We start from the raw sequence: 10291 nt of genomic DNA on the forward strand, positions 1-10291 counted from the left end.
CGATGAACAGGTGGGCTTTGTTGTTCTGAATTGTGTGATTGCCCTGACAGTTTCCTGTTCGCTGCGCTCGGCCCGAATTGCATCCGGGGCTAGCCTTTCTTTCTCGATAATTAGCCGTACGGCGTTAGCCGCGGTTTTTTGCGAACTGGGAAAATACGAGGTTAATCTGGGGTGATCTATGATGAATATCGATGACACCTTTTTGATCCTACTTTTGATCATTCAGGGGTTCGGAATTTTCATCTGCGGGGGGTGGGGCGTTTCTTTTATAATTTGTTGTGAAACGTGGATGGGGACGTTAATACCAGCACTGTCGGGCAAGCCGAACAGTGGCACACGCTCGTCTGATATTTTAGGAAACATTGCACTAAAAATAGAGGTTTCCGGGTGGCATGGCCGGCTTGTCCGGCCGTGTCGAATGGGTGGGGAAGCCCGGTTCTGGATTGTACGTGGTAGCTGCGACCTCCTGCTCGCTGCGCTCGGCCCGAATTGCATTCGGGCTCACCCTTGATTTATGTGCGGGGGCTGGTTTTTCGGGCACTGTCGGGCAAGCCGACAGATGGGACCCGGACGGGGGAGCGGACATTGAAATATTGTTGTTTTTGCTTGGTTCATTCTGGTGTTCGATCTGTGGTTTGTGGTCAGTGGTTTCGTTGCATGTTGGGTTATTCATGGTGGGTTATTTTGTGGAAAGTCATGGGGGTGTCAAGGGGGATGAACAAGCTCATGTGGCGAAACGGGTTGAGAAAGGACCGACCTGCTGCGATGTCGGGGCGGTGCCGGGGCGAAGCTTTGCGATGTGCGGCGACCCGCAGGCTACCATTACGAACCGGTGTCGTTTCAGGCAGTGCAAATCGGGAAAAAACAGCCTCATTTATAGTGAAGATCAGGAACAGGTGGCTTGTGTTTCAGTGCTCTGTAAACTGGTCACGCGCGCGACTCAGAATAGCGCTTATCGCCAGCGGCGCGGCGGCGTCAAGGGGAGTTTGAGCAGTTGCGGTGACCGGTTTTTCAGTAGTGCAGGTTCAGCAGGTGCTGAAATCGACAGCAAGCCGTCAACCTTATTGGTTGAACTGATTGATCAAGGAGTAAGGCGCAGCAGAGGGGATCTGGCGTTGATGACACATCAATGTCGGCTTGATGATGTCGGGTTGATGGGCCGGTTGTTTGATTCACAAGGAGGGGGTTTCGACGTACTGGCTTGGTTTGTAGAGCGTCCGCGTGAGACGAAAGCCGATGGAGCGGTAGAGGTTGATGGCTGGTTCGTTGTCGGCGGTGACTTCGAGATAGGCCCGTTTGACTTTGGCAGCCTGGAAACCGATCAGGCATTTGGTGACCAGTGCCCTGCCCAGCCCTAAGCCACGGTGTTCGGGGGTGATGCCGACGTTCTGGATCGCGCCCATGATGCGGCTGGGAACGATGGCCTGGATGGTGCCACAGTCGACGGCGTCTTCATTGCCGGTTCCGTCCCAGGTAATCAGCCAGGTGCCTGTGGAGAGGAAGTTGCGTTGACGCGAGATATCCTGCATCAGCTTGCGGCAGCCATCAAAATCGCCCAGGCAGGGAAACACGCGGGCATCCAGTTCAGAGCGGAAGCTGTGGTACTTGGCGACAGCGTGACGATCGACGGTGGTCAGCTCCCAGGGACACCAGCGATAACCTTCGGGGAGCGTGGTGTCTTCCAGTCGCGCGTGGGCCAGCTCGATTTCCATTCGAAATCTACGAAAGTACGTTTCGGTAAAGTCCATGATTGTCTCGCAGAATACGAGGAGCCGAACAGAAAAAAGAGCAATAAATTATTTGAATATCTAATTTTACCATTCTCTATACTACTGTCAATCTGGGGACGCCGATTGAAGACGAAAGCTGCTATTTTCTTACCCGAACAGGTGCATCATGTCTGATGTGACTGATTGATCCGGTATGCCTGATCTACCCAAAATGCAGATTAGGTCTGATTCCCGCGGAAAACTCTCGAAATGCTTTTAAATCGGTCCGCTTTCGCTCAAGTTGTCTGAAAATCCCGGCGCAGAGATTGTGAGGGATCTCGAACTGACAGCAAGTCCCTTAGTTGAAAAAACATCCGAAACTCCTAGAATGATTCATAAGCGTTTGAGTACATGTTTCCTGCTGAACATGGTTTTTTTCCCCGCCATTATTCCTTCCCTGTTTGGAGTGAGTCTCATAGTGACCGACAACAGTAACCTTGACGAATTGGTAAAACAGAACCAGGAAGCACTCGATGCTCATACCCGCGAGCACGTTCAGTGGCACTTCAATCCGGAAACCGGTTCTCCTTACTGGCTGGAGAAAGCCAAATCGTTCGACTTCAATCCGCTGACCGATGTCAACTGCTTTGAAGATCTGAACAAGTTCCCGCTGTTCGAAGATGACGAACTGCGCGGCGGTCCCCTGGATCGCTGGATTCCCAAAGCACTGCTGGGAAAACCGACCTACGTCTTCGAGACCGGCGGGACGACCGGCATTCCCAAGTCGCGCGTGGTGATTGACGACTTCCGCATCGACTACGAAAACTTCAGCGATACCCTGCCCGATGAATCGTTCCCTAAAGGCTCGAACTGGCTGATGCTGGGGCCTTCCGGTCCACGTCGGTTGCGGCTGGCCGTGGAACATATGGCGCAGTACCGCGGCGGGATTTCCTTCTGTGTCGACCTCGATCCCCGCTGGGTCGTCAAGCTGATCAAAAAAGGCAAGATCGACGAAGTCAAAGAATACAGTGCCCACGTGATTGACCAGGCAATGGCGATCCTGGGGGCCGGTCATAATATCAAATGTATGTTTACCACACCCAAGCTGCTGGAAGCACTGGCCATGCGGCTGATGGATGAAGGTTCGAGCATTGAAGAAGCCGGCATTACCGGTATCTTCTGTGGCGGAACCGAATTCACGCAGCAGTGGTATCGCTTTGCCCGTGAGGAACTGCTGGGTGAGAACGTTTACATTACCCCGACCTACGGCAATACGCTGATGGGGCTGGCCTGTGGTAAGCCGTTCGATCCAGCTGACGATTACAAAATTACGTACTACGCCCCGCAGCCTCGTGCTGCAATTCGTGTCGTTGATTTCGATGACCATACCAAGGTTGTGCCTTATGGCGAAACCGGTCGCGTGAAACTGTTCACAATGACCAAAGAGCTGTTTATTCCCGGCTTCCTCGAACGGGATGAAGGCGAACGCGAAAAGCCACATTCCAAGTATCCCTGGGATGGTGTGAGCGGCGTGCGTCCGTTCCACAAGATTGCCTCATCGACGACGGTGGGCGTTTATTAAACCGATTGTGCTCAGCGAATTTGTGGGTCGGCCTGGTTTTCTGACGTTCGATTCGTATGTGCTGTGCTGCCAGATCTGATCTCACTGCCTGGATGCGGGATCATTTGCTTGATTCGCATTATCTATAAAAAGGAAAACTGCCGTGCTGGAAATACCTGTAATTCGCTGGGGAAAACCTTACGAAAGTTTCGATCAACAGGAAGTCGTTCATTTTGAAACCGGCGAGCCGTTAGCCAAAGTGCACCAGGCCAATGCGGGCCTGGTGAAGATGGACATGCGGAAAGCACAGCGGGCCCGCGATCTGCTGCGGGAAATTCCGATTTCAAAACTGCTGGAGATCTGCAAAAAAGCCGCTGAACTTTACATGACAGCAGAACTGCCGCTGGGCAACGGCACACAGACTCCCGAAGAGTTCTGCCGGATTCAGTCCGCCAGTACCGGAATGCCCGAATGGATGTGTGCCGGCAATATGAAGAAGGTTGCGTTCGTGCTGGAGCACATGGACGAGATTCTGGATTCACTGACGCGCGGCCTGCCCCTGGATATTCTGACACGGGGATACGGCAAAGAAGAACGGGGCGTGATGATGAGCTACCAGGCCAATTCGCCGGTACTCGGGCTGGTTCTGCCTTCCAACTCTCCCGGCGTGCATACGCTCTGGATGCCGATTCTGCCGATGCAGATTGGCCTGGTGCTGAAGCCGGGCTCTTCAGAACCGTGGACACCTTATCGTATGACCGAAGCGTTCTGCCAGGCGGGCATTCCCCGTGAATGTATTTCGGTGTACCCCGGTCCTCACGATGTGGGTTCGACAGTCACCGAACTCTGTCAGCGGGTGATGCTGTTCGGCGGGCAGCAGACCATTGATAAATATAAAGGCAATCCCAACGTGCAGGCGCACGGTCCCGGTTTCAGTAAGATTCTGCTGGGCGATGATGTGGTGGACCGCTGGGAAGATTACCTCGATCTGATGGTCGACAGTATCTTTCAGAACGGCGGACGCAGCTGCATTAACGCGTCCGGCGTCTGGGCATCACGTCACACCGAAGCCATCGCGGATGCGATTGCCAAACGTATTGGACCTGTGGGACCGACTTCGATGACAGACCCGGAAGCACCACTGGCTGCTTTCACGATGACCGGTGCCGCCAAAGCCATGCACACGCAGATTGAAGAAGGTTTGAAAGAGCCGGGCGTGACAGAAGTGACGGCAAAGTACCGTGACGGCGAACGCCTGATCGAATTGGAACGCTGCGATTACCTGCGTCCCACCATCGTGCATTGTGCCAGCACCGACCCTGCCCTGGCGAATACCGAATACATGTTCCCGATGGCATCGGTCGTGCAGTGCGAGCAGAAAGACATGCTGAAGAAAATCGGGCCGACGCTGGTCTGCACCGCGATCACCGAAGATCCGCAGTGGTCACAGCAACTGCTCGATGCGACCAATATTGATCGCCTGAATATCGGAGCGGTCAAAACGAATGCCTTGAACTGGCTGCAGCCTCACGAAGGAAACATCGTAGAGTTTCTGTTCCGGGCCCGGGCATTCCAGAATGAAAGCCCGGCGGCTCACTGAGTCGTTGGCGTTTCGGCTGTCTGAGCGTCAGGCGGTCTGCACGATTGCGGGCCGCGACAGATCACGGACCTGGCTGGCCAGTCCTTCGGGGGATTCGGCCAGCATCCAGTCAATAATGCGCCAGTCAGACCAGCGGGGATCCGGGTCATTGGAGCGCCCGCTGATAAAGCCCAGATGTCCCCCGTACTCAGTGAGATACAGGGTGACTTTTTCATGATGGACCAGCTCGTCCACGGCCTGCTGATAAGTGGAAGCGGGAACCAGCGGATCATCCTTGGCAGTGATAATCAGGGTGGGGATATTAATATGTTCCAGCACTTCAGCCGGGCTGCAGCGTGTGTAGTAATCTTCGGCTGAATCAAAACCGGCCAGGGGCGCCGTGAACTGATCATCAAATTCCAGCAGACTTTTGGGATAATTCGCCCCGGAAATCTTATCGGTATGTTCATTGAACCGATGCGATTTGCGCACGTGTTTGATCAGGTTCGTGACGAAGTGCCTCTGGTAGCGACCGAACAGGGGTTTGCCGAAAACTCTCACACTTTCCGACAGTTGCAATGGGGGATTGAGCACGATGGCCCGATCGACCAGATCAGAAGCTTCGGCATGCCGTCCCAGGTAGTTGAGGGAGATGGTGCCTCCCAGTGAAAACCCCGCAATTCCAATCAGGGAACGCGGACACATGTGTTCGATGCGTTCCAGCGCGATTTTCAGATCGAGGAAACTGCCGGCATGGTAGGGAGATTTGGCCAGGCCTGTCCCTGCTCCACAGCCTCGCAGGTCCATGCGGAAGACCCGGACTCCTTTGTTATTCAGCTTATGTGCCAGGCGGATCATGTAAGAACTGCGGTGGCAGCCAGAAAGTCCGTGTAACAGAATCACCACCCGGTCGCCGGGTCGCCAGCTGCCCGGACAGTCATCGTGCAGGATCAGCAGATCATTATCAGGCAGTCGACAGCTGTGCTGTTCTGCCTGATAGGGTGATTTGACCCGCGAATGAAACTGGCCGACAATCGTCTGCAGGTGAGGATTTCGATAAAGCCGATGTGGAACAAACGGCGGAAAAACCAGATCACTCTTCATTAAGTTCTGTCCTGTCGAACGTTCTCGCAACTGATTTAGACAAATGCTGCTGTGGTGGGCTTTATTGTCAGATCGGGAACGTGAGCACGTGGAGGGAGCTGACAAATCATTTTCACTGCAGCGGCAACATCTTCCGGCTGCAGAATTTTAGCACGATGTTCTTTGCTGACGGGAACCGGCCGCTCGTCCAGGATGGGAGTTTCTACTTCCCCCGGGTAGATCGTGGAAATCCGGACTCCGCGATCTTTCTCTTCCTGTGCGACAGTGGTTCCCAACGCTGCCATCGCAAACTTCGAGGCATTATAGGCAACTCCGCCCAGCAGGCCAGCCCGAATTCCCGATACGGAACAGATATTAATGATCAGTCCATCCTGTCGTTCCCGCATTTGAGGCAGAACTGCCTGCATGCAGTTGAATGCACCGGTCGCGTTGACCGTCATCAGTTTATCCCAGTCTTCCCCCGAAACCACTTCCATGGAACGTTCTCGACAGTTAATGCCTGCACAATGCACGAGGATATCGATGTGCCCCAGTTTTTCATTTGCCCAGTCAAAAAATGTGGTGACACTTTCGCGGTCTGCAACATCAATGGTGTGGAAACCGATTTTACCTTCCGCCTGTGCAGAAACCGCTTCCAGGGGGGACTGCCGTCTGCCACCCACAACCACACTGGCACCGGCCTGGGCCAGGCTTAAGGCACAGGCTTCTCCAATTCCAGTCCCTCCGCCGGTCACAACGATATTTTTATTTTCTAATCCGGGCATGTTTGAAGTTCTCTATCTGATTCTGATGTCTGTGGAAATTTAATGTCTGTGGAAAGCAGGTCGAAAGCAGCGAAGTTGATTCCCCTCTGCTCTCCCAATATTACGTAATCCGGGGGGAAATTGAAATGATGTACTGGAAGGAAACGAAGACGAAATCAGACTTCTTCCGCGGGGGACTGTCCGGGTTTGCGCCGCGGTGGCGCGAAGTAAAATGTGAGTAGAACTATTAGGCCAAACAATGAATAACAGGCTGTGAATACCCAGGGTTCAACAGTCCCTTCATCGATAAAGAGCACTTCATGTATCCAGTTCGCGATAAAATCGCCCTGGTAGCTTACCTGCCCGGCCTGTTTCCGTAACCATTTTTCCAGTGTGGTCAGGGGGCAGACGATGCCGGCCACGGATTCGAGCACGACGAATAAGATCGAAGCCAGATGAATCACACGAAATTTGAAATTGCGGATCCAGTCCCAGCCGGCAAACGCACCTGCTGTGATCAGAATCTGCCCCAGTAACACAAACATCACAAAGGCAAAATGGAGCACCACTGTGAAATCAGCTGTGAGGCGATACAGAAACTGGGTGTCGTGAAAATCCATGGGAGCGCCTGTTTTGGAGCATCGTCAAAATTATGATCTGCGATGTGAAGCGGGATCTGTTACAGTTTAAGAGACGCTCAAAGTACGATATATTCCCCGGAAGATTTGAAAATATAAAAAATCCGAGCCGAAAAATGGTTGCGGGAAAAATGAAACCAGGGACAGATTTTTCGTTTTTTCGCTTGAGGAATGCGGAAATCTCCGGTTTATTATGCAGCGCAGGTTTGTGCATACGCGACTGATTTGTTATTCGATATACTGGTAGCAGAGAAAACGAAACGTGGGCATTAATTGTGAATATCAGCAGATCAATTGAAGGAACTGACGATGTCATCCAGCAGGCATCAACAACTTGACGAAGAAGCGAAAAATCCGGTTTCTGCCTCGGAGGTGCCGCCGCGCTCCGGTAGCCGGTCTGCCCAGCAGTTGATGCGTAAGGTACGTCGAGGTCGGCTGCGTCTGCCGATTACTTTGAGCGTCGTACTCATGGTGTTGAACGTCGCATTGATGGTATTCTGGATTATTCTGGCGGCCCAGATTTACTGGTGGACCGCTTTGGCGTTCGGGACGGTCGTGTTTGTTCTGATTCTGGTCGGGTTGTCGCTGTATCTGGTTCTGACGATCAAAGAAGTACGACTCAGTCAGCGGCAGTCTGATTTCATTGACAGTGTCACCCATGAACTGAAAACGCCGATCGCCACACTGCGTCTGTACCTGGAGACGCTGCAGATGCGCACGCTGGCAGAAGAACAGCGCAGCGAATTTTACGCAACGATGAAAATTGAGCTGGAACGGCTCGATCACCTGATTTCCCAGCTGCTGGAAGTCAAACGCCTGGACGCGCTGGGCATGGAGAGCGACCCGGAAGATATTCTGCTGGAACCGCTGATTCGTCATTGTGCGCGTGTCGAATGTACCAGGCGACAGGTGGAAGTCGAACAGATCTTTGAGTTTGATATCGAACCGGCGGTACTCCATACACGCCGTATTTTACTGGAAATGATCTTTCGCAATGTCATTGACAATGCCATCAAATATGGCGGGGCCGAACCCCGGATTCTGATTCAGGTCAGGGTCAGTAAAGCCGGTCGTGTGATTACCCGTGTGATGGATAATGGCGAAGGCGTTGATCCCGAAATCCGAAAGGATATTTTTAAGATTTTCTATCGTGGAGAAAGTGAACTGGAGCGACGGAAAACAGGAACCGGGCTGGGACTGTATATCGTACGGACCCTGGTGCATCTGCTGGGAGGAAAAGTCACAGTGCACGATCGACTGGATCAGCCCGGCAGTGTGTTTGCCATCGATTTGCCAGGGAGAGCAGAAACATGAAGTTACTGGTTGTCGAAGACGAAAAAGCACTCGCGCAGGGATTGAAATTCAATTTTGAACAGGAAGGATATACGGTCTTGACGGCCGAGGACGGACCAACTGCGCTGAACTATTTTCAAGAGTGTTATGAGACTGATAAAGCAAGTATTGACCTGGTTGTGCTGGACCTGATGCTGCCGGGAATGAGCGGATATGAGATTGCAAAAGAGATCCGCCGGATTGATGAAGTGGTACCAATCCTGGTACTCAGTGCCCGCGAACTGAGCGAAGATAAAGCATACGCTTTTGACTGTGGTACAGATCAATACATGACCAAGCCGTTTGCCCTGCCCGAACTACTGAGCCGCGTTAAGAATCTGCTCAAACGCAAAAGCCTGGTGAAACAGGCCCTGCCGCAAACCAGTCAACTGACTGCCGTCTACGAATTCGGAAATGTCATCGTCGACTTTGAATCGTTCGAAATTGAAGTCGACGGCGAACGCAAAAGTCTGACCAATCTGGAGCTGCGATTGCTCAAATATTTTATCGAGCATGCAGGCATGGTGCTGACCCGCAACCAGATTCTGGAAGATGTCTGGGGCGAACAGTCCGCCTTTGTGACCACACGCACCATCGACAACTTTGTGCTGCGACTGCGTAAGCTGGTCGAAAGCAATCCGGCTGAACCTGTACACATCGTCTCGGTGCGGGGTGCCGGGTATCGCTTCATGCCTGAGGAAGCCGCTGAGTGAAACATGTGCACGTGCGTCACGTTTTCTGCACTCTTTTTTGTCAGAAACCCTTGGAAAATCATATTTTTTGTCATTTTGACACAACTTTGACAATTATATGACGTTTACCTGACAACGGATTCCGACCTCATTGATAGAATTCGGCAGAAGTAAGGAGGTCGGTGAAACCTGATTTCCTGCGAATGTAAAAATCAGGCACCTGTTAAATAGACGAGGACAACAATGTCGAGTGTCATTCTGGAAGATCCTGCTGAAGAGCAAACGGCTGCGGTATCCCAACCCCGAAAATCAAAAAAACGCGAAGAGCGGGAACAGATTCTCGCCAAATTTCATAAAGAGAACTTGAACTGGGGCAATGTTGACTGGGTCGTCCTGATCTGGATGGCTGGCATTCACATTGGTGCGGTTGCTGCACTCTTCTTTATCTCCTGGCAGGCAATTGTTGCCTGTCTGGTTCTGCACTGGGCCACCGCCAGTATCGGCATCTGCCTGGGCTACCATCGTTATCTCTCGCACAAATCATTCAAGCTGAGAGCCCCTGCCGAATTCTTTGTTCTGCTGTGTGGTGTCCTGTCTGGAGAAGGTTCCCCCCTGACCTGGGCTGCCACTCATCGACTGCATCACCAGAAATCAGACAAGCACGGCGATCCTCACTCCCCGTTTGAAGGGTCGTGGTGGGCACACCTGCTGTGGCTGTTCGTCTATCGTGATAAAGAACTCAATGATAAATTCGCCGATCACTACATCCCCGACTTTAAAAATCGACCCCTGATTCAGTTCTTCGAAAAGACCTACCCCTTGTGGCTGATTGGTTCCGGCTTTGCCATGTACGGCATCGGTTACGCCATGGGCGGTAACTACATGGGCTGGTCGATGCTGCTCTGGGGACTGTGTGCCCGGATGGCCTTTGTT

General features: G+C 52.6%; 10 protein-coding genes. 5 read left to right on the forward strand and 5 right to left on the reverse strand.

The window, feature by feature from the left end:
- Nucleotides 1-367: 367 nt before the first annotated feature.
- Together AACZ40_RS25710 and AACZ40_RS25715 are read right to left on the reverse strand one after the other, a co-directional pair.
- Nucleotides 368-673, reverse strand: coding sequence for a hypothetical protein (locus AACZ40_RS25710; RefSeq protein ID WP_291172746.1), 306 nt, complete (start codon nt 671-673; stop codon nt 368-370).
- A gap of 499 nt (nt 674-1172) precedes the next feature.
- The gene (locus AACZ40_RS25715; protein ID WP_291172744.1) at nt 1173-1712 is read right to left on the reverse strand and encodes an N-acetyltransferase; all 540 of its coding nucleotides are present in this window, start codon (nt 1710-1712) and stop codon (nt 1173-1175) included.
- Nucleotides 1713-2097: 385 nt separating this feature from the next.
- Here AACZ40_RS25715 and AACZ40_RS25720 point away from each other — a divergent pair, with 385 nt between their 5' ends.
- Complete coding sequence (locus AACZ40_RS25720; RefSeq protein ID WP_291172742.1) at nt 2098-3291, forward strand: hypothetical protein; 1194 nt, start codon at nt 2098-2100, stop codon at nt 3289-3291.
- Nucleotides 3292-3433: 142 nt separating this feature from the next.
- Nucleotides 3434-4870 carry an aldehyde dehydrogenase family protein gene (locus AACZ40_RS25725; RefSeq protein ID WP_291172738.1) on the forward strand — a complete coding sequence of 479 codons (1437 nt, stop codon included), beginning with the start codon at nt 3434-3436 and terminating at the stop codon, nt 4868-4870.
- A 27-nt stretch (nt 4871-4897) separates the two neighbouring features.
- On the opposite strand, the gene AACZ40_RS25730 is transcribed toward AACZ40_RS25725, so the two are convergent.
- The 3 genes from AACZ40_RS25730 to AACZ40_RS25740 form a co-directional block, all read right to left on the reverse strand.
- Entirely contained in the window at nt 4898-5953 is a 1056-nt protein-coding gene (locus AACZ40_RS25730) for an alpha/beta fold hydrolase (RefSeq protein WP_291172735.1), read from the reverse strand.
- Nucleotides 5954-5988: 35 nt separating this feature from the next.
- A complete protein-coding gene (locus AACZ40_RS25735; RefSeq protein WP_291172733.1) occupies nt 5989-6717 on the reverse strand; it encodes an SDR family oxidoreductase in 729 nt (242 codons plus the stop codon).
- A gap of 155 nt (nt 6718-6872) precedes the next feature.
- Nucleotides 6873-7316, reverse strand: coding sequence for a DUF2784 domain-containing protein (locus AACZ40_RS25740; RefSeq protein WP_291172730.1), 444 nt, complete (start codon nt 7314-7316; stop codon nt 6873-6875).
- Nucleotides 7317-7643: 327 nt separating this feature from the next.
- Here AACZ40_RS25740 and AACZ40_RS25745 point away from each other — a divergent pair, with 327 nt between their 5' ends.
- From AACZ40_RS25745 to AACZ40_RS25755, 3 genes are all read left to right on the forward strand, one after another.
- Nucleotides 7644-8648, forward strand: a complete 1005-nt coding sequence (locus tag AACZ40_RS25745; RefSeq protein WP_291172727.1) for an MFS domain-containing histidine kinase — start codon at nt 7644-7646, stop codon at nt 8646-8648.
- Nucleotides 8645-9379 carry a response regulator transcription factor gene (locus tag AACZ40_RS25750; RefSeq protein WP_291172725.1) on the forward strand — a complete coding sequence of 245 codons (735 nt, stop codon included), beginning with the start codon at nt 8645-8647 and terminating at the stop codon, nt 9377-9379. Before AACZ40_RS25745 ends, AACZ40_RS25750 begins: the two co-directional genes overlap by 4 nt.
- 222 nt (nt 9380-9601) lie before the next feature.
- Nucleotides 9602-10291, forward strand: a 690-nt coding sequence (locus AACZ40_RS25755; RefSeq protein WP_339676391.1) for an acyl-CoA desaturase, incomplete at its 3' end; no start/stop codon positions are given.

It is taken from the genome of uncultured Gimesia sp. (assembly GCF_963972345.1).
Taxonomy (GTDB): Bacteria; Planctomycetota; Planctomycetia; order Planctomycetales; family Planctomycetaceae; genus Gimesia.

Coding starts and splice junctions, on each gene's coding strand:
- AACZ40_RS25730 (WP_291172735.1), bottom strand. CDS start 5,953: ATGAAGAGTGATCTGGTTTTTCCGCCGTTTGTTCCACATCGGCTTTAT.
- AACZ40_RS25740 (WP_291172730.1), bottom strand. CDS start 7,316: ATGGATTTTCACGACACCCAGTTTCTGTATCGCCTCACAGCTGATTTC.
- AACZ40_RS25750 (WP_291172725.1), top strand. CDS start 8,645: ATGAAGTTACTGGTTGTCGAAGACGAAAAAGCACTCGCGCAGGGATTG.
- AACZ40_RS25720 (WP_291172742.1), top strand. CDS start 2,098: ATGATTCATAAGCGTTTGAGTACATGTTTCCTGCTGAACATGGTTTTT.
- AACZ40_RS25715 (WP_291172744.1), bottom strand. CDS start 1,712: ATGGAAATCGAGCTGGCCCACGCGCGACTGGAAGACACCACGCTCCCC.
- AACZ40_RS25710 (WP_291172746.1), bottom strand. CDS start 673: ATGAATAACCCAACATGCAACGAAACCACTGACCACAAACCACAGATC.
- AACZ40_RS25735 (WP_291172733.1), bottom strand. CDS start 6,717: ATGCCCGGATTAGAAAATAAAAATATCGTTGTGACCGGCGGAGGGACT.
- AACZ40_RS25745 (WP_291172727.1), top strand. CDS start 7,644: ATGTCATCCAGCAGGCATCAACAACTTGACGAAGAAGCGAAAAATCCG.